The sequence below is a fragment of the Kroppenstedtia guangzhouensis genome (assembly GCF_014637345.1).
Lineage (GTDB): Bacteria > Bacillota > Bacilli > Thermoactinomycetales > DSM-45169 > Kroppenstedtia > Kroppenstedtia guangzhouensis.
This window is the reverse complement of record NZ_BMEX01000003.1, coordinates 64,029-86,061: the sequence shown is the minus strand read 5'-3', so window position 1 is coordinate 86,061 and position 22,033 is coordinate 64,029. Positions and strand designations below refer to the sequence as shown.

At 52.4% G+C, this 22,033-nt stretch carries 20 protein-coding genes, 2 tRNA genes and 1 pseudogene; 15 read left to right on the top strand and 8 right to left on the bottom strand.

The features are described from left to right. Positions 1-26 precede the first annotated feature (26 nt). The 3 genes from IEV46_RS04920 to IEV46_RS04910 all read left to right on the top strand — a co-directional run bounded on the left by IEV46_RS04920 (position 27) and on the right by IEV46_RS04910 (position 3,686). Entirely contained in the window at positions 27-956 is a 930-nt protein-coding gene (locus tag IEV46_RS04920; protein ID WP_188430542.1) for an alpha/beta hydrolase, read from the top strand. A gap of 214 nt (positions 957-1,170) precedes the next feature. Further along, positions 1,171-1,887, top strand: a complete 717-nt coding sequence (locus IEV46_RS04915; RefSeq protein WP_188430540.1) for a response regulator transcription factor — start codon at positions 1,171-1,173, stop codon at positions 1,885-1,887. A 29-nt stretch (positions 1,888-1,916) separates the two neighbouring features. Then, a complete protein-coding gene (locus IEV46_RS04910; protein WP_229735911.1) occupies positions 1,917-3,686 on the top strand; it encodes an ATP-binding protein in 1,770 nt (589 codons plus the stop codon). A gap of 66 nt (positions 3,687-3,752) precedes the next feature. On the opposite strand, the gene IEV46_RS18580 is transcribed toward IEV46_RS04910, so the two are convergent. From IEV46_RS18580 to IEV46_RS04890, 4 genes are all read right to left on the bottom strand, one after another. Next, positions 3,753-3,938, bottom strand: a complete 186-nt coding sequence (locus IEV46_RS18580; RefSeq protein ID WP_188430538.1) for an FmdB family zinc ribbon protein — start codon at positions 3,936-3,938, stop codon at positions 3,753-3,755. 118 nt (positions 3,939-4,056) lie between these two features. After that, positions 4,057-4,758, bottom strand: a complete 702-nt coding sequence (locus tag IEV46_RS04900; protein ID WP_188430536.1) for an SDR family oxidoreductase — start codon at positions 4,756-4,758, stop codon at positions 4,057-4,059. A 99-nt stretch (positions 4,759-4,857) separates the two neighbouring features. Beyond that, positions 4,858-6,438 carry a phosphoglycerate dehydrogenase gene (serA, locus tag IEV46_RS04895; protein ID WP_188430534.1) on the bottom strand — a complete coding sequence of 527 codons (1,581 nt, stop codon included), beginning with the start codon at positions 6,436-6,438 and terminating at the stop codon, positions 4,858-4,860. Further along, complete coding sequence (locus tag IEV46_RS04890; RefSeq protein ID WP_188430532.1) at positions 6,416-7,579, bottom strand: pyridoxal-phosphate-dependent aminotransferase family protein; 1,164 nt, start codon at positions 7,577-7,579, stop codon at positions 6,416-6,418. The genes serA and IEV46_RS04890 overlap by 23 nt, the downstream gene beginning before the upstream one ends. Before the next feature lie 384 nt (positions 7,580-7,963). On the opposite strand from IEV46_RS04890, the gene IEV46_RS04885 reads away from it, so the two are divergent. Next, positions 7,964-10,117 (top strand): ATP-dependent helicase, encoded by a 2,154-nt coding sequence (locus IEV46_RS04885; RefSeq protein WP_188430530.1) that lies wholly within the window; start codon positions 7,964-7,966, stop codon positions 10,115-10,117. 45 nt (positions 10,118-10,162) lie between these two features. Here the strand turns inward: IEV46_RS04885 and IEV46_RS04880 are convergent, their stop codons facing one another. Together IEV46_RS04880 and IEV46_RS04875 are read right to left on the bottom strand one after the other, a co-directional pair. Further along, positions 10,163-10,654, bottom strand: a complete 492-nt coding sequence (locus IEV46_RS04880; protein WP_188430528.1) for an inorganic diphosphatase — start codon at positions 10,652-10,654, stop codon at positions 10,163-10,165. A 523-nt stretch (positions 10,655-11,177) separates the two neighbouring features. Further along, positions 11,178-11,387, bottom strand: coding sequence for a ferredoxin (locus tag IEV46_RS04875; protein WP_188430526.1), 210 nt, complete (start codon positions 11,385-11,387; stop codon positions 11,178-11,180). 127 nt (positions 11,388-11,514) lie between these two features. On the opposite strand from IEV46_RS04875, the gene IEV46_RS04870 reads away from it, so the two are divergent. From IEV46_RS04870 to IEV46_RS04850, 5 genes are all read left to right on the top strand, one after another. Further along, a complete protein-coding gene (locus IEV46_RS04870) occupies positions 11,515-12,069 on the top strand; it encodes a CPBP family intramembrane glutamic endopeptidase (protein ID WP_188430524.1) in 555 nt (184 codons plus the stop codon). Positions 12,070-12,114: 45 nt separating this feature from the next. Then, positions 12,115-12,519: a hypothetical protein gene (locus tag IEV46_RS04865; RefSeq protein WP_188430522.1), complete on the top strand. Its 405-nt coding sequence runs from the start codon at positions 12,115-12,117 to the stop codon at positions 12,517-12,519. Between the two features lie 44 nt (positions 12,520-12,563). Then, positions 12,564-12,655 (top strand) — tRNA-Ser (locus tag IEV46_RS04860). A 9-nt stretch (positions 12,656-12,664) separates the two neighbouring features. Further along, positions 12,665-12,757 (top strand) — tRNA-Ser (locus IEV46_RS04855). 285 nt (positions 12,758-13,042) lie between these two features. Further along, a complete protein-coding gene (locus IEV46_RS04850) occupies positions 13,043-13,636 on the top strand; it encodes a genetic competence negative regulator (RefSeq protein ID WP_188430520.1) in 594 nt (197 codons plus the stop codon). A 42-nt stretch (positions 13,637-13,678) separates the two neighbouring features. On the opposite strand, the gene IEV46_RS04845 is transcribed toward IEV46_RS04850, so the two are convergent. Continuing rightward, positions 13,679-14,380, bottom strand: a complete 702-nt coding sequence (locus tag IEV46_RS04845; RefSeq protein WP_188430518.1) for a PIG-L deacetylase family protein — start codon at positions 14,378-14,380, stop codon at positions 13,679-13,681. A 142-nt stretch (positions 14,381-14,522) separates the two neighbouring features. Here IEV46_RS04845 and IEV46_RS04840 point away from each other — a divergent pair, with 142 nt between their 5' ends. After that, entirely contained in the window at positions 14,523-15,803 is a 1,281-nt protein-coding gene (locus tag IEV46_RS04840; RefSeq protein ID WP_188430515.1) for a Glu/Leu/Phe/Val family dehydrogenase, read from the top strand. Positions 15,804-15,881: 78 nt separating this feature from the next. Continuing rightward, complete coding sequence (locus IEV46_RS04835; protein ID WP_188430513.1) at positions 15,882-16,865, top strand: YpdA family putative bacillithiol disulfide reductase; 984 nt, start codon at positions 15,882-15,884, stop codon at positions 16,863-16,865. Positions 16,866-16,872: 7 nt separating this feature from the next. Here the strand turns inward: IEV46_RS04835 and IEV46_RS04830 are convergent, their stop codons facing one another. Continuing rightward, positions 16,873-17,859 (bottom strand): asparaginase, encoded by a 987-nt coding sequence (locus IEV46_RS04830; protein WP_188430511.1) that lies wholly within the window; start codon positions 17,857-17,859, stop codon positions 16,873-16,875. A gap of 697 nt (positions 17,860-18,556) precedes the next feature. Here IEV46_RS04830 and IEV46_RS04825 point away from each other — a divergent pair. The 4 genes and pseudogenes from IEV46_RS04825 to IEV46_RS04810 all read left to right on the top strand — a co-directional run. Continuing rightward, positions 18,557-18,887 (top strand): annotated as a pseudogene (locus IEV46_RS04825) (cell wall hydrolase); the annotation flags it as partial. A 13-nt stretch (positions 18,888-18,900) separates the two neighbouring features. Next, the gene (gene ypeB, locus IEV46_RS04820; RefSeq protein ID WP_188430509.1) at positions 18,901-20,247 is read left to right on the top strand and encodes a germination protein YpeB; all 1,347 of its coding nucleotides are present in this window, start codon (positions 18,901-18,903) and stop codon (positions 20,245-20,247) included. Positions 20,248-20,517: 270 nt separating this feature from the next. Continuing rightward, positions 20,518-21,198 (top strand): (d)CMP kinase, encoded by a 681-nt coding sequence (cmk, locus tag IEV46_RS04815; protein WP_188430507.1) that lies wholly within the window; start codon positions 20,518-20,520, stop codon positions 21,196-21,198. After that, a complete protein-coding gene (locus IEV46_RS04810; protein WP_229735910.1) occupies positions 21,191-21,796 on the top strand; it encodes a lysophospholipid acyltransferase family protein in 606 nt (201 codons plus the stop codon). The genes cmk and IEV46_RS04810 overlap by 8 nt, the downstream gene beginning before the upstream one ends. Positions 21,797-22,033: the final 237 nt, after the last annotated feature.

The following is a 22,033-nucleotide window of genomic DNA, read 5'->3' as shown; positions in this document are numbered from 1 at the left end:
TTTGATCCTTTGAAAGGATGAGACCTATGAATCTGACCACCTTCTCTTTTTCCTCAAAGGGGAAAGATCAGTTACAGATTGTTGCAAACCGGTGGAAACCGGATATACCGGCCCGGGCCGTGGTGCAGATTGTCCATGGGATGGCGGAGCATATTAACAGATATGATGCGTTTGCCAGCTTTCTTATACAACGCGGATTGGTTGTATACGGCAATGATCACCGGGGGCATGGTCGGACTGCCGGTAAGGAAAACCGGGGGTGGTTTGCCGAGGATCAGGGATTTGAACAGGTGGTGCAAGATCTGTACCGATTGACACAGATCATTCGCCGGGAGCAACCGGGGCTTCCCCTCTTCCTGTTTGGGCACAGCATGGGATCTTTTTTGGCCCGGCGAATCATCCAGCTTCACGGAGATGAATATCAGGGAGTCATCTTATGCGGAACCGGCGGGGACCCGGGATGGTTGGGGAGGCTTGGGCTAAGAATCGCCAGACGGGAAGTGAAAAAAAAGGGGAGTCAAACACCCAGTCCCATGATGGCCAAACTGATTACCGGCGGGTTCAATCGCAGGTTTCGTCCCCGGCGCACGGAGGTGGACTGGTTGAGTCGGGATGAGAGGGAGGTGGACAAATATCTGGAAGATTCCTTCTGTGGCGGTGTTCTCACTGCCGGTTTTTATCGTGATTTGCTGGAAGGTCTGATCATGATTCATCGGGAGGAAAATATTCAATTGACTCCGAAAAACCTTCCAATCTTGTTGATCTCCGGGGAGGATGACCCAGTGGGTGATTTTGGGAAAGGGGTGCGCCGGGTGGTTCAACGGTATCGACGGGCCGGAATAAAGGATCTCAGGTGCAAGCTGTATACCGGTGCCCGTCACGAGTTGCTGAATGAATTGAACAGAGAAGAAGTGGTTCAAGATGTGATCAACTGGTTAGAAAAACATATAAATTAATTTCCGACGGCACTTTTGCCAACAAATTTGTAAACAATTCTACGTAAAGATGACGCGGGGTTAAGGACTTTGTTAAGATAGATGCACGGGGATTGCAGGTTCAACTGGCGATTTTATTGCAACACTCCCCGGAAGTGTGACTAAGAAATGAGCCGGATATGGTATCCTATAGAAAAGGGAATCCAAGGTTGGTTGGCCCTGTGAGGTGAATCAGGTGGAAAAACAGGAACGTATTTTGGTTGTGGATGATGAGGATCGGATCCGCCGTTTGCTTCGCATGTACTTGGAACGAGAAGGTTACTTGATCGATGAAGCGGAGGACGGGGAGACCGCCCTAAAAAAAGGAATGGAAACCGATTACGATCTGATTTTATTGGATTTGATGTTGCCTGGTATGGATGGTTTGGATGTATGTCGGGAGCTTCGGAATAAAAAGGCGACACCAGTGATTATGTTGACCGCCCGGGGGGAGGAGACCAACCGGGTGGAAGGCTTTGAGGCGGGCACCGATGATTATGTGATCAAGCCCTTCAGTCCCCGGGAACTGGTACACCGGGTGAAGGCGGTCCTCCGGCGCTCTTCAGCGACGGCTTTTTTGTCCACGGAGATGGAGACCCACAATGTGATTGTCTTTCCCGAGTTGACCATTGATCACGACGCCCATGAGGTACGGGCCGGTGGGACGGAGGTCTCTCTGACTCCGAAGGAGTATGAACTTCTCCATTATCTGGCATCTTCGCCGGATAAAGTGTTCACTCGGGAAGAGTTGTTGCGGGATGTATGGAACTATGAATTTTTTGGTGATTTGCGGACCGTGGATACCCATATTAAGCGATTGCGGGAAAAATTGAACCGTGCTTCTCCCAAAGCAGCAGCCATGATCCATACGGTTTGGGGAGTCGGCTATAAGCTTGAGGTACCCAAAGATTGATCTGGCGCAGTGTAGTCGGGAAGTTGTGGTTGACCATCATCGGCTTGGTCACTTTGGTGCTTCTGATCCTCAGTTTGTTTTTGATGGAGCAGATTTTGTCCACGTATTATGAGGCGGAATTGAATAACATGAATTCGCTGGCCCGGGAGGTTCACGACACTTTGCAGGGGCCAAAGACCCATGGCCGCCAGGAGTATCTTCGCTCAGTTTTAAAAGTGGCGGAGCTGAATGAGACCTATACGATCATTCTCGGACCCGACGGTTCGGTGCAACCTCTGGCCTCCCCCAATGTTCCCGATATCCCGTGGCGGGACATCCTGGAACAGACTGAAATGGATAAAGTGTTTCGCGGGGAACCCGCCTCCCTGCGCACGCGGGTGATTGTTGGTGATAAAGGGAGTTCCCCCTTTCCTCTGTTTAAAGACGAAGTGATGCTGGTGGCTCTCCCTCTGAAAAAAGGGGAAAAGGTGAGCGGAGCGGTGGTGGTGTACCGGACCCAAAGTCAGTTATCGGAAAACGAGATTAAGAAAGTGATCCTCTATTCGGCCTTGATCGGTATTTTTTTAACCACGATCTTTGCCTTTTTCTTGTCGGGTCGGATCACCCAGCCGCTGATCCAGATGAAGCGGGGAGCGGAACGAATGGCTCGGGGGGAGTTTTCGGCACGGGTTCCCGTCCGTTCCCATGAACGGGATGAGATCGGCGATCTGGCGGTGGCGTTCAACCGGATGGCGGCTCAGTTGGAAGAGTCGATTCAGGCTCTATCCAGGGAAAAGGAGCAACTGGCCAGTATCCTTCGCAGTATGGCGGACGGGGTGATCACTCTGAATGCCAAGGGACATGTGATCGTCACCAACCCTCCTGCAGAGAAATTTTTATCGGATTGGCGGGAAGAGGGAGGTGAATCGGTATTACTTTCCCCTCTGAATCAGTTTTTCCGCCAGGTTCTCGAAGGAGAGAAGGAAGTTTTCGGGGACATCGATGTACACGGAAGAACCTGGGCACTGGTGATGGCCCCACTGTATGCCGGTCCTGAGGAGATCCGGGGGGCAGTGGCGGTATTACGGGATGTGACCGAAGAGCGAAGGATGGATAAACTGCGAAAGGATTTTGTGGCCAACGTCTCCCATGAATTGAGAACCCCATTATCAATGTTGCAAGGGTACAGTGAGGCTTTGCTGGATGATATTGCCGCCTCTCCGGAGGACCAACGGGAGATCGCCCGGGTGATCCACGATGAGTCCCTCCGCATGGGCCGTTTGGTGAGAGATCTGCTGGATCTCGCCCGGATGGAAGCAGGTCATATTCGTTTGGAGCCCTCGACGGTGAATGTTCCGGAATTGATCCGGCGAGTGTATCGCAAATTCCAGACGATCTCCAGGGAAGAGCAGGTGGTCCTGCAGGTTGATCTTCCCGACAGGATGGATCCCGTTCGGTGGGATGAGGATAAAGTGGAACAGGTATTGACCAATCTGACCGACAATGCCATCCGGCACACACCGGCGGGGGGTCGAATCATTTTGAGAGCATTGCCCACCGCAAAGGGCGTTCAATTGATTGTGGAGGATAACGGAAGTGGTATACCGGAAGAAGATCTCCCCTTCGTCTTTGAACGCTTCTACAAAGCGGACAAGGCCCGGACCCGCGGACAGGGAGGAACAGGACTGGGACTGGCAATTGTCAAAAATATTGTCGAGGCTCATGCCGGCTCGGTCAGCGTCAAAAGCAAGGAAGGGGAGGGAACACGTTTTACGGTGTTGCTTCCTATAAAAGCTCCGCAGGAGAAGGAGAAATCATGACAAAGCGTCCCGTAAAAAGGGACGCTTTTTTTACTTGCGACCCGCGCAAGTTCAGCAGTTGCCCGCTCATGTGAACCCGCTTGAGGGACTTGAGCCTCCCCGGGTGACGGGGCCTTTGATATTTGCTTTGTAGATGCGTTCGTGGTTCCTACTGCTGCAATTGGGGCAAGTGGCTTCTTTCAGTTTTGAAAAGGATGTGTACACTTCAAATTCCCGGCAGCAGTCTTTGCATTTTAGATCATAAAAGGGCACAATGGTCCCTCCTTTCTATACCATAATACCTACATGGGTATAATCCCGCAAGGAATCCTGTTTCCCCAAAGGTTTGATACCTTGCTGTGACTCAAACGCTCCAGTGCTTGAAAGGAAATCACTTCTGTATCTCCGGTGGTACTTGGGGTCGCATGATTACCTGGTTGTAAATCACACCCTCCGGTGCGGTCACCATATGCCAGATTGCCTCCGTCACCTGCTCTGCAGTGAGTGCGTACGCTTTCGGATTCCCAGAGAACTCCGTCTGGATCGATCCGGGGCAGATGGTGTTGACTTTGACTTCATGCTTCTTCAATTCCTGGGTGAGAACATCGGACAGGGCCATCAATCCGAATTTGGAGGCGCAGTAGCCTCCGCCGCCGGGAAAGGTAACGGTTCCCGCAACACTGGAAACATTGACGATATGCCCCTTGGTTGGGATAAGATGAGGAATGGCGAATTTGGATGCGAGGAAAGGCCCCTTCAGGTTGACTGCCATCATCAGATCCCAGTCTTCTTCCGACAACTCCGGAATCTGGCCAAAACGTCCCACTCCGGCATTGTTCACCAGGATATCCAGCTTTCCAAACCGATCCACGGTGGTGTCGATCAGGGATTTCACCTGGTCGGTTTGTGTGATGTCACAGGTGAAAGGGAGGATGAGACCGGGAAATTCTTCGGCCAGCTTCTCCAGTGCGGCTGTACTGCGGGCGGCAGCCACTACTTGAGCGCCCCCTTGGGCAAAACGGCGTGCCAAGCTGGCTCCCAGTCCTTTGCTGCCACCAGTGACAATGACTGTTTTTTCTTGTAGATCCGCCATAGAAAACCCTCCTTGGTCCGTACGGTTGGATACACTTTCACTTTACTTCATCGGGAAGGGAGTTCCAAGCCCGATGAAGCTGTGCTTTCTTTTTGATCGTTATAAATCAATGGCGGTCACTTGTTGGATTTGTTCTAATTCCTCCAGGGTTTTCAGCAGATCTTCGGGTATTTTTTTATCGACGGTCAGCATCATGATCGCCGATCCACCTTGATCGCGGCGTCCCACCTGCATGGTGGCGATATTGATATCCCGGCTGCCGAGAACCGTTCCCACCTGTCCGATGGCACCGGGTTGATCCCGGTGACGGATGAGGAGCAAATGTCCGTAGGGTTGAACATCGACAGAGTGGGAGTCAATCTTGACGATGCGGGGACCCAATCCGTTCAACAAAGTGCCGGACACTGAGAAGTCACTTTGGTTGGTTTGGATTTTTAAATGGATCAACTGGTTGAAGCCATGACTTTGGGACATTTTTTGCTCTGTTACGCGGACACCCCGTTCTTTGGCCAGATGGGGGGCATTCACATCATTGACTTCATCAAGATAATGGGAAAGCGCCCCTTTCAGAATGATTCGGGTCAAAGGGGAAGTGTCCACCTCAGCCAATTCTCCGGAATAGGTGACAATGATTTCGCTTAGGGCACCGTCGGTGGTTTGGGTGGCAAAACTGCCCAGTTTTTCAGCCAGTTTTTGATAGGGACGCAGTCTTTCTTGCAATTCCGCCGGGATAGAGGGGAGGTTGACGGCATTTTTAAAGGGTTCCTCCCGCAGAATATGAAGAATCTCTTCTGATACATCGACAGCTACATTTTCCTGGGCTTCCCGGGTGGATGCGCCCAGATGAGGCGTGGCGATCACTTGGGGGAGTGTGAAAAGCGGATGTTTCCCAGGTGGCTCCGTCTCAAACACATCCAGTGCGGCTCCTGCCACTTTTCCGCTTTGGATGGCTTTTACAAGGGCATTTTCGTCGATGATGCCTCCCCGGGCACAATTAAGCACCCGGACACCGTCTTTCATTTTGGCAAAAGCATCAGCGTCGATCAAATGACGGGTCTCTTTGGTCAGAGGAGTATGAACCGAGAGGAAATCCGCTCCGGCGATCACTTCCTCCAGCGTGGCTTGTTGAACACCGGCTTTTTTCGCGCGTTCTTCGGTCAGATAGGGATCAAAGGCGATCACTTTCATGTTGAATGCACGGGCCCGCTTGGCCAACTCGGTCCCGATCCGTCCCAAACCGACAATGCCTAGGGTTTTGTGGTTCAACTCCACACCAACAAACTGTTTTCGGTTCCATTCTCCCCGAATGACGGATCGGTAACCCTGGGGGATGTTCCGGGCCAGAGAGAGCAGCATGGCGAAAGTGTGTTCTGCGGTGGAGACAGTATTGCCATCGGGGGCGTTCACCACGATGATGCCACGGGCGGTGGCGGCGGAGATGTCGATATTATCCACTCCAACTCCGGCCCGGCCGATCGCTTTCAGCTTTCGCCCCGCTTGGATCACTCTGTCTGTAACCTGGGTCTGACTGCGAACGATCAAGGCGTCGACAGTGGATATTTCCTCCAGTAGTTGATCCAAGGACAGATCTGTTTTTCGAATCACCTCTACATCAGGAGCTTTCAACAGTTTTTCGATTCCCTGATCGCTCACGGGATCAGTGATCAGCACTTGATACATGAATCAGTTCCTCCTCTGCTGCTTTGGTTCCGGCTCCGGGGTCCACAGGCGCTCCCAAGCGGGTAAGGGCCACCTCTATGGCAGAGATGACAGTCAGCATATCCAGGGGATCGGAATATCCCATATGACCGATGCGGAAAATCTCCCCTTTCAGGTGTTGTTGTCCCCCGGCGACCCGCAGACCGAGCCGGCGCAATTCTTGCCTCAGTGCCTCAGAGGACCAGCTGTCTCCACCCCGGACGGCGGTCACCGTGGGGGAGGCGTCCCTGTCATCGGTCAACAGCGCAAGGCCGAGAGCCCGCATCCCTGCCCGAATCATATCCCGCATCAGGCGGTGCCGGGTAAAGACGGCCTCCAGTCCTTCCTCTTCGATCATGTTGAGAACCTCCTCCACTCCAAACAGTAGGGAGACCGTCGGAGTAAACGGAGTGGTCTCTTTTTGCAGGCTGTCGCGATATTTGCGGAAATCCAGGTAAAACCGGGGATGAGGATTGGATTCAATCCGTTCCCAAGCCTTGTCGCTGATGGCGGCAAAGGCGAGTCCTGCTGGAAGCATCAGTGCTTTTTGCGACCCGGAGACGAGGATATCAATTTCCCAATCTTCCACCTTCGCGGGGACGCCGCCGATACAGCTTACTCCATCGACGACAGTGAGGGCGTCGGTATGTTCACGAACGACAGCAGCCAGTTTTTGCACGGGATTCAGGACCCCGGTGGAGGTTTCACAATAGGTCAGAAATACAGTTTTCACCTGGGGATATTTTTTCAGAAAAGCGGTCAGTTCTTCCGGCCCACAGGATTTTCCCCAGGGAATGTCCAAGCGATGAACGGATACTTCCATGGAAGAGAGGATGCGGGCAAACCGATCTCCGAAGGCGCCGGTCACCACTACGGCGGCTTCATCTTCCCGGGACAGGGTGTTGACTGCAGTGGCCTCCAAAGCGGAAGTTCCGCTTCCGGCCAGGAGTAAAATAGGATTTCGGGCTCCGAACACGGGTGTGAGGCGTAAACTGAGGTCCCGAACCAACCGGGAACAGTCGGGATCCCGGTGGCCGACCATCGGGCGATTCATGGCTTGTTGCACCCGGGGCGGAATTGGCGTCGGCCCAGGAATTTGCAGACGGAATTTGTCTTTTAACACAGTTTCTCTCCTCCTTTGGTTCATAAAGAAAGGCCTTTCATTCCCGCACCTGACGTTAAAACAGGTGAGGGACGAAAGGCCGTGTTGCCACCCTCATTCACTCCGGCTTTGCAGCGGGAGTCTCAGCGGGTTCAAAAGAACCCCGGGATAACGGGTCCACCGATCCGGCCTACTGATGTTCAACCGGATGACTCAGGAGTGCTCCATTGCGTCCGGAACGCCGATTCGCAGCAACCATCGGCTCTCTGGGGTTCCTTTTTTCGCAATTTGGCTCCGTCATGGTCTGTGCTTCATTCAAAATGTTGTTACTTACTCTAGCACGGTAAAGTAGAGGTGTCAACCGGTGAAAACATGATGTCCCACGAAAAGGTGGATTGTGGTACCATGGCAGTGCACTTATATCGGAGTTCGGTGAGAAAAGGGGAGGGCAGATTGCAGTCGGTGGAAACAGTGGACCTGTCAGGCTTGAATCCCAAACAGCGGGATGCTGTCACCTTGGTGGGAAAGTCGGCAGTGGTATTCGCGGGTCCGGGCAGCGGCAAGACAACGGTTTTGACACGGCGGGCAGCTTGGCTCCTTTCACGGGGAGTGCCGGCAAACCGGATCATGGTTGTCACCTTCACCCGGATGGCGGCACAGGAGATGAAGCAACGTTTGTTGAAACAGACCGGCAGTTCGACCGGGATGACCATCGGCACGTTCCATTCCGTTTTTCTTCGGTTGCTGCGGAACTCCGGTGTGTCCATTCCCCGCCTGGCCGGGGAGCGGGAGCAGGCCGGATTGATCCGGGAATTGTTGATCAAGTCAGGCAGGCCCGCCGATGAAGAGATGATCTCCAACACCTTGAGCCAAATCGGGTATTGTAAAGGAAATCTGATATTGCCGGAGCGCATGAAGGTGAAACAAGAAAAAAAGATCGCTTTCCGGGAACTGTTTCAGGAGTATCAACAGGTGATGGAGCAACGGGGGATTTGGGATTACGACGATATCCTGCTCCGGTTCCATGATTTGCTCCGTAACAATCAGCCGTTCCAAAGGCGGTTTGTTCACATTCTGGTGGACGAATTTCAGGATATCAACCGGGTTCAGATGGAAACGATTCGTCTTCTGCTTCCTGAAGGGGGATGTCTCTTCGCTGTGGGGGATGATGATCAGTCTATCTACGGATTTCGGGGGAGCGATCCGGGATATATGTTGGATCTGCCCCGCACTCTTCCGGAATGCACCCGGATCGTACTAACCATCAATCATCGGTCAACGGAGCCGATTATCCGGATTGGACAGCAACTGATTGCCCACAATCGTTTCCGGCAACCAAAGAGAGTGGAGGGAACCGGAAAAGTAGGGGCGGCTCCCCGCTGGTGGGAACCGGAGGATGAAGAGGATGAGGCCGGTAAAATCCTGGACATGCTGACGGATGGGGTGGAGACAGCCGTTCTTTACCGGACTTCCACCCAGGCCCGCGCGATCATCGATGCACTGGTTCGAGCGGATATCCCCTTTGCTGTTTCACCTGGAGATGCCGCTTTTTATCAGCGATGGCAGGTGGCGGATGTACTGAGTTATCTCAAACTGGCGAATCATCCCGATGATCTGGATGCCCTTGTGCGGGTGGTCAATCGACCGAAGCGGTATCTTTTTGGGGAGGAGTGGCTGGACGGGCTCCAAAGGATATCCCGGGAAAGGAATTTCCCTTTGCTCCAGTGCTTGCCTCAACTGAAAGGATTGGAAAGATATCAAACCAAATACCTGGAACGGATGGTGCAACAAGTGACAGCTTTGAAGGGTTGTTCACCTTCGGCGGCGGTAAACCGGGTTCGGCGGGAGATCGGGTATGACAGCTTTCTTTCCGCGATGGCGAAGGATTTGGGTCATGATTTTCAGACACTGTCAGAACCGGTGGATGAGCTGTCGATTGCAGCCGGAGCCCATGGGAAGATCGAAGATTTTCTGGATCATATTGAACAGGTGGATCGGAAGGTAAGGGAACAACCGCCGTCTCCAAGGGTTCGGTTGATGACCCTTCACAAGTCGAAAGGGTTGGAGTTTGATCGGGTGTTTCTAATCGGCCTCCATGCCATGGTGCTCCCCCATCACAGGAGCCTGCAAGTGCCGGATAAAATGAAAAGCAGGGCTTGGGAGGAGGAGAGGCGGTTATTGTATGTGGGGCTGACCCGGGCCCGCCGGGAACTGATTCTCTCTGTCAGTCGAACCCGCCAGGGTAAACGGGTGGGTCCATCTCCCTTTCTAAAGGAGATGGGGTACACCATCCAAGAGGAAGCGCCGATGGTGCAGCCTGTTTCCCGGAGTCGACCTGACCCAAAACAGCCTCAACTCCGTTATGTGGGGGAATCCTTGACAGAAGGAGATACTCTCCTTCATTCCCGCTGGGGAGAGGGAGCGGTCATTCAGGTGGAGTCCCTTGAGGGAACGGCGCCGGGTCGCAAGGTGACGGTGCGCTTTGGAGATGAAATACACACCCTGCATTATGAGTTGTCCCGACAGTTGGGGTTGCTGGAAAGGGGAGAGGGGCAATAAAAACCAGCGGGTCCAACAGAGGCTGGACCCGCTGGTTTTTTAGTTTTAACCCGAATACCGTTCCAGGCTTTCCCGATACAGCCGTTCCGCGACGTCAACACCTTTCCAGCCCTCGATCCGGGTCTCTTTTTTCTCCAGATCTTTGTACACTTTGAAGAAATGTTCAATTTCCCGCAGAGTGTGGGCCGGAATGTCTTCGAGGGAATGAACCGAGTCCCAACGGGGATCATCCACGGGAACGGCCAACAATTTCTCGTCCTTCCCTTTATCATCAGACATCAGGAGGACGCCGATCACACGGGATTGGATGACACATCCGGGAAAGGTCGGGAAGGTGGTCAACACCAGAATATCGAGAGGATCACCGTCTTCCGCCAGGGTGTTTTCCAGATAGCCGTATTCAGTGGGGTAGTGCATCGGGGAATACAGTACCCGATCCAGGCGAAACACGCCTTTTTCCTTGTCATATTCGTATTTGTTCTGACTTCCGGTGGGGATTTCGATAAAGGCGTCCACTGTGAGTGTCTTTTGCGCCATCTCAGGAACCTCCTCCAAGTTTGTATGTATCTGTGGAAGGGAAAAAACCCTACCGCTCATTTTATTCTTTGTGGATCGCTTAATCAATCCACAGGTGCATATTTTTCGGGTCATCATGGTACATTGATGTCAATCTCGGTGGGGATCAGTGAACACAAAATCATGAAATATGTTAAAGACCAATAAGTCACTGCTGATTCCTTTGCAAAGATACAAACAAGGGATATGAAGGATTCGATTCTGTTGCGTGTCCGTGAAGAACATGAATGGGAGGTTTAGCGTTTGGAGGGATCCATCTGGATCCCGCTCTGATATCTCCCCTTGAAATGGAAGAGGTTGGATTTGGAGGAGGAAATTTGTGTGCTCTGCGCCATGGGAGTTCGGAGTCACCATGCGACCCGTTTTCTGTATGAACGGGATGCCGTCATGCGATCAACGTGGAGGATGGATTGGCCCGGGTGAACCTGTATCTGGATCATAAAAAATACTGCCTGATCAGGCAGCAATGATATCTATAAATGAATCATTCTTCCACTTTGATCGAATCAGTCGGGCAGCCCTCCAAGGCATCTTGAACATCCTCGTGAAACTCTTCGGGGACCTCGGCGGTTCCGGCATTGTCGTCCAGGATCACATATGCGATCCCTTCATCATCATAATCGTAAACGTCGGGAGCAGCGGCACCGCAAGCTCCGCAGGCGATGCAAGTATCTTTATCTACCCAAGTGCGCATAAATTTTCCCCTTCCATATATATGAATCCAAAGATTGAGCCGGTTCCAACAAACATTTTAGAATGATTTCCGGTTATTTGCAAGAGAAGGGGATGAAAAGGGGCGATCGGGTGAGGAGGAATCAAAGGTGGAAGGGGAGTCATACCGGAAAGTCCGTCTGTTGCGTTGGAACCTATATCTCACTCAACTGTTGGTTTTTGTGGTGGCTTTAGCTCTCCTCCAGCTTCAGGGTCGGTTGACGGCAGGGCTGTGGATCCCTGCTGGGTGGAAGATATGGGGGGCGGGCGTCGCTTCCGGATTGGCGGTAGTGGCTTTCGACCGGATTCTTCAACGGCTGGTTTCCGAAAAGCGGCTGGATGACGGGGGGTTCAATCGTCTGCTGTTTCAAAACCTGTCCTATGTGGAAATTGCCGGGATTACGGCTTGGGTGGCGCTGGGGGAGGAAATGCTGTTTCGGGGAGCCCTTCAGCACTGGCTGGGCATCATCGGTACCAGTCTGCTTTTTACCCTGCTCCACTTCCGGTACCTGAAACAATGGATTCTGGTGGGGGCGGTTTTTGGCATCAGCTGTCTTTTCGGTGGGCTGACGGAGTGGACCGGAAGTTTGATTCCCGCCGTGGTGGCTCATTTCACAGTGGACTTCATCCTAGGTCTGTCCATCCGAGTTGCAAGAGATTCATGACGGGCATCTTTTCGGGGAATGAATGATATATTGAATTAAGGGGGGATGGATCTGATCAGACTTTGGATACAGGTGATGGTGATCTGGGGACTCTCCGGGTTTGTTGTTTTCCTGGTGCCTGATGGTTCCCGGTCGGTTCCTTCCTTCTGGGGATATGTCAACCTGGAGACCTTATTTGCCGTGGGGCTTGTCCTCTTGGCGGGGCGGCAAGTGGTCAAGGTGTCCGCCAAATCGCTTTCCTATTTTTTGTATCTCCCGCTGCCTGTCAAATCCCTGGTGCGTTGGCGTTCTCTTTTCCCATTGGCGGCGGCTTGGGGGGCGGTACCCTTTCTCATTCTGTACATTCCGGTGGTCGGATGGGTCACCCTCTTGTTTTTTGCGGGCAGGGAAGCGATGATCTGGAGGGAAAAACAGAGGACGTTGCGGGATTCCTTCCGTCGGATCCCTTGACATGACCGGTTTTCTGTTATATCATTGAATAGCATTTGTTTTGGGGAGAGGTGTCCGAGAGGCCGAAGGAGCACGATTGGAAATCGTGTAGGCGGTCACCACCGTCTCGAGGGTTCGAATCCCTCCCTCTCCGCCATTGGTTTGAGGAGAGATACCCAAGAGGCTGAAGGGGACGGTTTGCTAAACCGTTAGGGGGCTGGATGGCCCCGCGCGGGTTCGAATCCCGCTCTCTCCGCCATTTGGGTGATAAGAAAGACGAGCTCCCGGTCGCCCGGGTTCTTTTTTTATAGGCAGTAAAACCGGGTGAGACTCTCGCAAGTCCGACCGGTTTTTGATATGATGGATGCACGGAGTGAACGGGCCCTCCCGGAGGCGGATGGTATACACCTAACCTCAGGGAGGTTTGTACAGTTGGTTGATGTACAACAGAGGATGAGAATATGGAGACCTAAAAACGCGTAACGAACAGTGCTTCACCCTCATACGCTGTAATATGCGGGTCTCCAGTGAGGGAGGGTAAACCATGCGTGTCGAGCGTCTCAGTCGAGACAAAATCCGCTTTTTTTTATCTATGGATGATCTGATGGAACGGGGAATTGAGAAAGAGGATATGTGGCAGGACATTCCAAAGGTGCATGAACTGTTCAACGATATGATGGATCAAGCCTACCGGGAACTTGGCTTCGAGATCTCCGGTCCTGTCGCTGTGGAAGTGTTTGCGCTGCCAGCCCAGGGAATGGTGGTGGTGGTCTCACGAGGAAGAACTCCTTCTCGGGACGAATTGGATGATTTGGATGGCGATGAGCTGTATGAATTGGAAGTGACATTGGAGGAAAGTGATCAGGTTGTCTTCCAATTTGCGGACTTTGAAGATTTGGTGCAGGCGGCAGGCAGTTCTTATCGGCTGATCGGTTCCGGTGGTAGTGTTTATGCATACCGTGATCACTACTATCTCGTTCTCGACACGGAGATGGAAGCGGAAACCCTCCAGAAAGGGATCGCTGTACTATCTGAATACGGAGAGGCATCCACCTATACCGGGCATGTACTGCAGGAATATGGAAAAACCATCTGGGATCGGGATGCGATCGGGGAGATCGTCCGTTATTTTTCCTGATACCGGTTTTGGCGGCCGCGGAAAACCGCGGTCGCTTTATATTTATATCAGTTCGGTTCCGGTTATGCCAGCAGGAGCATTGACGATCTGGTAATATTCCGTTGTCCGCAGGTTTTTCCAGTTTCCTTCCCATACTCCCGGGAACACTCGTTGAATGGACAGGTGCTGGGTTCTGTGTTGTCGCAAGGCACCCATTATTTCCCTGCGGAAAGGTGCCACGTCAATCCGGTGTGTGACCTCCGTGAGGGGAGTGGTGTGCACTCCGGGGGTGGAGTCCGATTCTGGGATTACAATATAGTACAGGTGGATCCTCAATTCGGCATCCAAACGGCTGAGCGCTTCAAAAGTGGCCCGTTGGATGACCTGATGATCGGGATGACCTGAAATTCCGTGGGGTGGAAAGGTGACAACAGCTTGGGGGGATTCCAACCGGATCTGACGGGTTATTTCATCCACCAATTGCTGGAAAGGGGCCTCGGCCAGCCGTCCATCACCGTAATTCCCTAGGATGACCCGGTTGATTCCCAAAAGGGAGGCGGCCCCCTTCAGTTCCCGGGATCGAACTTCCCCCAACTCTTCCTGGGTGCACAAAGGAGGGTTGCCGGTCTTGCCCGCTTCGCCCCTCGTTGCGCAAAAGAGGACGATTTCGCAGTCGGACTGCAGGGCATATCGGGCAATCGTTCCCCCGGAAGCGAATGTTTCATCATCGGGATGGGCATAAATGAACATCAGTTTTCTTTTCAAGGGACGTTCCTCCTTTATGATTGATTATAACAAATAAAAGAGGAAAAAGTCGGAACAGGAAATGATGTTACCTTTCTGGAGTGAACTGGTGTATACTTGGATATGGATTGACGGGAATTATTCTTTTTTGAGGTGGTCAGGGATGGAACAACAGTCGGAAGCCTCCAATCTGGAGCAAAAGGAAGAAAATCTGGATGTCCTCGTATCCACACAAACTGTGATTAAACGTGCCCTGGATAAGCTGGGGTATCCCGAACAGGTTTATGAGTTGTTAAAAGAACCGATGCGGATGATGCGCGTTCGGATTCCGGTCCGGATGGATGACGGTTCGGTTCAGGTTTTCACCGGCTATCGTTCTCAACACAACGATGCGGTCGGCCCCACCAAAGGGGGTGTCCGCTTCCACCCGGACGTTAATGAAAAGGAAGTGAAGGCGCTTTCAATCTGGATGAGTCTGAAGGCCGGCATTGTGGACCTCCCATATGGCGGGGGGAAAGGGGGGATTGTCTGTGATCCCCGGAAGATGTCCTTCAGAGAATTGGAACGCCTTTCCCGGGGATATGTACGGGCGATCAGTCAGATTGTGGGACCGACGAAGGATATTCCGGCACCGGATGTATTTACCAACTCCCAGATTATGGCCTGGATGATGGATGAATACAGCTTGATGAGGGAATTTGACTCCCCCGGGTTCATCACCGGGAAGCCTCTCGTCCTCGGGGGTTCCCGGGGAAGAGAGACGGCGACAGCCAAAGGGGTGACCCTCATGATCCGGGAGGCGGCCAAGAAGCGCAATCTGCCTCTGGAAGGGGCCAGGGTCGTCATCCAGGGATTTGGAAACGCCGGCAGTTTTCTTGCCAAATTCATGGCTGATTCCGGGGCAAAAGTGATCGGGATCTCGGATGCATACGGAGCCCTGCACGACGAGGATGGTCTGGATATCGATTATCTGCTGGACCGCCGCGACTCTTTTGGAACGGTGACCAATCTGTTCAAGGATACCATCACCAACCAGGAGCTCCTGGAGCTGGATTGCGACATTCTGGTTCCCGCCGCAGTTGAAAATCAGATTACGGCGTCCAATGCCCACCGGATCCAAGCAGATATCGTGGTCGAAGCGGCCAACGGTCCCACCACTCTGGATGCCACCCGGATTCTGAGTGAGCGGGGAATTTTGCTGGTTCCGGATGTGTTGGCCAGCGCTGGAGGGGTGACCGTCTCCTACTTTGAATGGGTTCAAAACAACCAAGGCTATTACTGGTCCGAGGAGGAAGTACTCCAAAAAATGGAGGACATTATGGTGACGGCTTTTGAAAACGTATATCAAACTTCCCAAACGAGGAAAGTGGATATGCGGTTGGCCGCTTATATGGTAGGTGTCCGCAAGATGGCGGAGGCCTCCCGATTCCGTGGTTGGGTATAATTTGGATCACATACAGAAAGACATCCCGGCAGTGCGGGGGTGTTTTTCTGTTTTCTTGTCACCAGGAGGTTGGTAAGCATGGAGGATCTGATAATTGTCGGGGCAGGTCCTTGTGGTTTGTCCGCCGCTGTTGAAGCGAAGAAGCGGGGATTTAACCCATTGGTGATCGAAAAAGGTTGTCTCCTCCATTCTGTTTACGGGTTTCCGGTCCACATGCAATTTTTCAGCACTCCCGAACTGCTGGAGATCGGGGGGGTTCCTTTTATTTCAACCGGTGAAAAACCCAACCGGCTGGAAGCTCTCAAATATTACCGGTCGGTGGCCAAAGCCTATGGCCTGAGAGTCCATCTTTATGAGAAGGTGACCCGTATCGACAAAGTAGGGGAAAAGTTTGTTGTCCGGACGGAAAACAGCGCCGGAAAACAACGCTATGTCACCTGCCGGGTGGTGGTGGCCACGGGGTATTATGATACTCCCAACCTGATGAACATTCCCGGGGAGAAGCTTTCCAAGGTTCACCACTATTATAAGGATGGACATCCTTACTACGGACTGGACGTACTTGTTATCGGCGGGAAGAACTCCGCCGTCGATGCGGCGATGGATTTGCATCAGGCGGGAGCCAGGGTGACCATGGCTTATCGCCAGGGAGCTTTCACAAACAGTGTAAAAGCTTGGGTGAAACCGGTGATCGAAAGTGCCATCAAAAAAGGCTGGATTACCATGCACTGGAACACGGTGGTTCGGGAGATCCGAGAAAAAGAGGTGCTTCTTGAAAAAGAGGGAGAGCTGTTCACTCTTAAAAATGATGCTGTGTTTGCGATGACAGGGTATCGTCCCCAAACCAGGATGCTGGAACAGCTGGGGGTGAGCTTGGATTCGAAAACAGGGGCCCCGGTCCATGACCCGGAGACGATGGAGACGGAAGTTTCCGGTCTGTATATCGCCGGGGTGATTGCCGCCGGAAATGACGCCAATTCCATTTTCATTGAGAACGGCCGTTTCCACGGTGGAAAAATCGTCGCCCACATGGAAAAGGAGATGGGAGCGACGACTCCCTGATCGAGTGTCAGCCGTGGGGATATTCCTTGAAAAAAGTTTGCAACCGGGCGGGGTCCCGACTCACATGAAGCGCGGCCATCAATTGGATCCGCGCTTTTTGTCCGTTTAAACCGTTGGCAAAGATGATGCCCCATTCTTTGAGTTGCTTTCCACCCCCGTCGTAACCATAGGTGTCCTCAACAAATCCGTGATGACAACGGGAAACGAGGACAGTGGGGATGCCCGATTCAACTGCTTTTTTCAGACCAGGAAGCATGGCCGGGGGGAGATTTCCCTGGCCGAGGGCCTCCACGACCAAGCCCCGGGCTTTCGCCTGCAAGACTGCCTGGATCAACAGGTCGTCGGTGCCTGCTGCCGCTTTGACAAGGTAAACTCCTTCCACCGGAGGAAGGAGGGGGTAGACTCGTCTTCTGTCGAGGGTTTGGTGAAAGAGAATATCTTTTTTGGTGATTGTTCCCACAGGCCCCTGGGAGGGCGATTGGAAGGTGGCCACGTTGCTGGTGTGAGTTTTGGTGACCCACCGGGCGGCGTGAATCTCGTCGTTGAAAACCACCAATGTTCCCTTTCCGCAGGCTCTGGGGTGAGAGGCGACGCGAACAGCATTGACGAGATTGAGGGGGCCGTCCGCTCCCAGTTCGTTCTGGCTGCGCATCGCTCCGGTCATTATGACAGGGAGGTCGCCGGGCAGGGTCAGATCCAGGTAATAGGCAGTTTCCTCCAGTGTATCGGTGCCGTGAGTGATCACCACCCCGTCGACGTCGGGGTTGGAAAGGTGATGGATGACCCGTTGACCGATTCGATGCATCCACTGGGGGGTGATGTGGGGACTGGGCAAGTTACAGAAGTGATCCATGTTCACCTGAACTCCATAGCGGGAGAGCAAGGGAAGAACTCTTTTCAGACCTTCGGAACCCAGGGGTTTCACATCTCCTGTCTGTTCATCCTCTGCCATGGCGATGGTTCCGCCGGTGGTGATGATCGTGATTTGTCTCATGTGGTGTCTCCTCCATATGAATTTCCTCCTCTTTTGGGAAGGGGCGGCTACATGATGATGAACATATCTTCATTTAGGTGTTTGGATGCAGGCGTGTTGATTAACTATATTTTGGGTGAGGAGGGGCTTCAGCCGATCTGAATTGGAATGCTGTGGTATAAAGGTCGCTTAGGTAATAGACGACTTCCTTTTCCTGTCCATTTTCCGGTTCATTAACGGGCCTTGATCTTCATTTTATAACAAGAGCCGGTGATTATCGATCACCTGTTTTGTTCATAATGAAGATGAACCTACCTGTCTGAGGGGTGAAAGGCGATGGACGGTCGCCGGTATTTGGTGAAAATTCGATGTAAGGAATGCGGAGAGTATTTTTTGTTGAAAGGCAGTATGAAAAAGGGAAAAGTGGAAACAGGTTTTAAACAATGCCTCTGTGACAACCGAAGCCCTTCAAGGTTTGAGATTTCATCAGAGAGGTTGTAAGTCATCCGACCTGCACGGGTCGGTCTTTTAATTGTATAAAGATGGGATGAGGCGTTTAAACTATCTGCGAAGAAATCCAGGGGAGGGATGGGAAATTTGATTCGGTGGGTTAATCCCTTGCGCAGATCCCTGATCCTCGGTGTCATTCTGCTGACACTCATCCCGCACACCGGAACCGAAGAATTGCGGGCGGAGCAGAAGACGGGGGAGTGGCCCCTTCTCCCCCAAAGAAATCAAATTGATGGCCAATGCCGTGCACGGAGGGGGAGAACTATATTGGACAGGTGGCGGTGGCGGCTGTCATTCTGAACCGGATCGAGAGCGGACGGTTTGATCTTTCAATCCTGAACCTTTACCGCCGTGGCCGACGGGCAGATATTGGCTGTCATTCAATGAGGACTCGAAAAAAGCGGTACAGGATGCCATCCGAGGATGGGATCCGGCGGGAAGCGGCACTTTGTACAATTTCCATCCGGAAGCAGCGGCCTCCGGATGGATCTGTCCCGTCCGCAAGTAAAAAAATCGGGAAACATATTTTTTGCAGATAGGAGTGATTCAGCCGTGTACAGACGGATTGCCGCCGTGTTGTTCCCCGTTGCCGTACTAGCCTTGATCGGCACCGCCGTATGGGGATACAAAGAAAACCAGGAAAAAAGCAGTTTGCTCATTAAAGCAGAGAACCAGTATCAAAAAGCTTTCCATGATCTCAACTTTCATATGGACAAACTGCAGGATGAATTAGGGAAGACCCTTGCTTTGAATTCGCGCAAACAGTTATCCAATTCTTTGACCAACGTGTGGAGACTCAGTTTTGCCGCCCAAAACGATCTCGGTCAACTTCCATTGTCCATTATGCCCTTTGACAAAACGGAATCTTTTCTCGCCCGGATCGGCAACTTCAGTTACGGGGTGGGAGTCCGGGATCTGGATAAAAAACCTTTGACTGACAGGGAATATAATACTCTGAGGGATTTATACAAACGTTCCAATGCCATCCAAAAAGACCTGCAGAAAGTGCAGTCCCATGTCCTCAGCAAAAACCTCCGCTGGATGGATGTGGAGCAGGCGATGGCCTCTGAGGACAAGGTGATGAATAACACCATCATTGACGGTTTTAAAAAAGTGGATAAACTTTCAGAAGGATATACCGAGGTGGACTGGGGTCCCTCCGTTAACAATCTGGAGGCTGAACAGCGGAAACAACCGGTGAACCTGACAGGAAAATCGGTATCGCCCCAGGATGTGAAGGAGAAAATCGCCGATATTCTGAACCGTCCGGACACCAAGGGGATTGAAGTGGTGTCCAACCGGAAGGGGGATGTAAAGACTTACAGTGCCAGATTGAAGAAACCGAAAGGCAGGGAAGTGAATGCCGATGTAACCGCCAAAGGTGGTCATGTTCTCTGGGTTAATTATGACCGCCCGGTGAAAAAACGGAAATTGAGCTTGGAGCGGGCTCAAGGAGAGGCCATTCAGTTCCTGGATGGCCTGGGATATCCGGAGATGGAGACCACTTCCTTTGATGAAACGGGGAACATGGCTTCCTTCAGTTTTGTCAGGAAAGAGGGGAATGTATTGATTTATCCCGAGACGGTTGTGGTCAAAGTGGCTCTGGATAACGGAGAAATCATTGGGTTCCAGGCGGAAAACTACGTGTATAATCACAAAGAAAAGCGAAACCTGAAACCCCGTCTGACCCAAGCTCAAGCTCGAAAATACGCCAGTCCCCGGATGAAGGTGAAGGAGTCGCATCCAGCAGTGATCTTTGGGGAGAAGGGGAAAGAAGTGCTGTGCCATGAGTTTCTGGGACAATTGGGAAAAAGTGAGTATCGTATATTCATCAATGCGGACACCGGTGATGAAGAGTTTGTTCAGAAGGTCAAAAAGGCCGATACGAAGGAACTTTGAAATGGACACAGGCCGGCAGCCAAGCCGGCCTGATATTTTGACAAAATCGCCTGAAAAAATGGTTTCAGTCGTTGCAAGCTTTATATGTTTGTGGTATCCTTATAAAGAATTCAAACAAAGGAATACATAGCGAACCCCAAGGGTTCGTGGTATGTCGCTGGCCAAGGTTTCCGAGGGGAAATCATCATCCAACTCGAGATGAATCAAATACCGTTCATCCGCTGAGCAGGCCATGCCCTGCTCTTTATGTTTTTGTCAGGAGGATCTGGCATGACTTGTCTATCTGTAGCGATCGATGGTCCCGCCGGTGCCGGTAAGAGTACAGTGGCACGGAGAGTGGCGGCCGAGCTGGGGTTGACCTATGTGGATACCGGCGCCATGTATCGGGCGATCACTTGGAAAATCCTGAAAGAAAATGAAGATCCAGAAGATGAAGCTTCTGTCTCACGACTGGCCCGGGAAACCGACCTGCAACTGACAGCCGGAAAAGGTGAAGTCGATGTTTGGGTGGATGGAGAGAGGGTGACAGAGGCGATTCGGACACCTGAAGTCACCTCCGAAGTTTCCCGGATTGCCGGCCAGGCGGGGGTTCGGAAGATATTGACAGATAAACAGCGGGTGATAGCCCGTCAGGGAGGGGTGGTGATGGATGGCCGCGATATTGGTACGCAAGTGTTGCCGAATGCCGATGTGAAGGTTTTCTTGACTGCCTCCATCGAAGAACGGGCCCAACGTCGCCACCTGGAGTTGGTTCGACGGGGATATGAAGTGGACCCGGAACAACTCAAGGAAGAAATTCGGAATCGGGATGAGAAGGACCGGAACCGAGAGCATGCTCCCTTACGCCCGGCTGAGGATGCCGTTCATGTGGATACCACAGGGTTATCGGTCGAAGAAGTGGTCCAATCCATCCTCAACCTTTGTAAATCCCGCGTGGGCGGCGGTGAGTAAGTTGTGGTATAAAAGCTTTTGGGTATTTTTCCGCATCTTTTTTACAGTTTTCTATCGCTGGGAAGTTCGCGGCCAGGAACATATCCCCGAGCGGGGAGGGACTGTGGTTTGTTGCAACCATATCAGCAATCTGGATCCACCACTCTTGGGCTCGGCCATGCGTCGTCCCATCCGGTTCATGGCCAAGGAGGAGTTGTTCCGGATCCCCGTCTTCTCCTCTCTGATCCGCAAATTCGGGGCTTTTCCGGTGCAACGTGGATCCGCGGACAAAAGGGCTTTAAAAAAAGCTTTGTCGATTCTGAAACAGGGGGAAGTCCTGGGAGTGTTTCCGGAGGGAACCCGTTCCAAGACGGGGAAACTCGGTGAAGCCCATACCGGAGCTTCTTTCATCGCCCTCAAGGGAGAGGCCGAAGTGGTTCCGGCAGCGATTGTCGGTCCATACCGGCTGTTCCGGAAGGTTACGATCATCTTTGGTCCGCCATTGGATCTGAGTGAGTACCGGGGGAAAAAATGGACATCCCAAACTTTGAAAGATGTGACCGACCGGATCATGGGAGAGATCAACACTCTCCTTGGAGAAAGTCGTGAACTGTCATGAAATGGTTGTTTCCGTTGGTCTTGTTTTTTGCGGGAGTCCTCTATTTCCGCAACTTTATTGTAAAACGGGGCAGAGACCATGGAATCCACATCAGGGAGATCCGGCGTCGCTCCCGCCGCTTCCTCTTTTCCGCTTTCCTCGTCTTTACCGGTCTCACTCTTCTGTTTACAGGGCTGAGAATCGGATGGCTGGGAGGCCTTACGGCCCTAGCGGGCATTTTGATTTTGAGTGGTGCCA

Coding starts and splice junctions, on each gene's coding strand:
- IEV46_RS04920 (WP_188430542.1), top strand. CDS start 27: ATGAATCTGACCACCTTCTCTTTTTCCTCAAAGGGGAAAGATCAGTTA.
- IEV46_RS04835 (WP_188430513.1), top strand. CDS start 15,882: ATGGAGGATCTGATAATTGTCGGGGCAGGTCCTTGTGGTTTGTCCGCC.
- IEV46_RS04875 (WP_188430526.1), bottom strand. CDS start 11,387: ATGCGCACTTGGGTAGATAAAGATACTTGCATCGCCTGCGGAGCTTGC.
- IEV46_RS04880 (WP_188430528.1), bottom strand. CDS start 10,654: ATGGCGCAAAAGACACTCACAGTGGACGCCTTTATCGAAATCCCCACC.
- serA (WP_188430534.1), bottom strand. CDS start 6,438: ATGTATCAAGTGCTGATCACTGATCCCGTGAGCGATCAGGGAATCGAA.
- IEV46_RS04850 (WP_188430520.1), top strand. CDS start 13,043: ATGCGTGTCGAGCGTCTCAGTCGAGACAAAATCCGCTTTTTTTTATCT.
- IEV46_RS04885 (WP_188430530.1), top strand. CDS start 7,964: ATGGCAGTGCACTTATATCGGAGTTCGGTGAGAAAAGGGGAGGGCAGA.
- IEV46_RS04830 (WP_188430511.1), bottom strand. CDS start 17,859: ATGAGACAAATCACGATCATCACCACCGGCGGAACCATCGCCATGGCA.
- IEV46_RS04840 (WP_188430515.1), top strand. CDS start 14,523: ATGGAACAACAGTCGGAAGCCTCCAATCTGGAGCAAAAGGAAGAAAAT.
- cmk (WP_188430507.1), top strand. CDS start 20,518: ATGACTTGTCTATCTGTAGCGATCGATGGTCCCGCCGGTGCCGGTAAG.
- IEV46_RS04865 (WP_188430522.1), top strand. CDS start 12,115: ATGGATCTGATCAGACTTTGGATACAGGTGATGGTGATCTGGGGACTC.
- IEV46_RS04900 (WP_188430536.1), bottom strand. CDS start 4,758: ATGGCGGATCTACAAGAAAAAACAGTCATTGTCACTGGTGGCAGCAAA.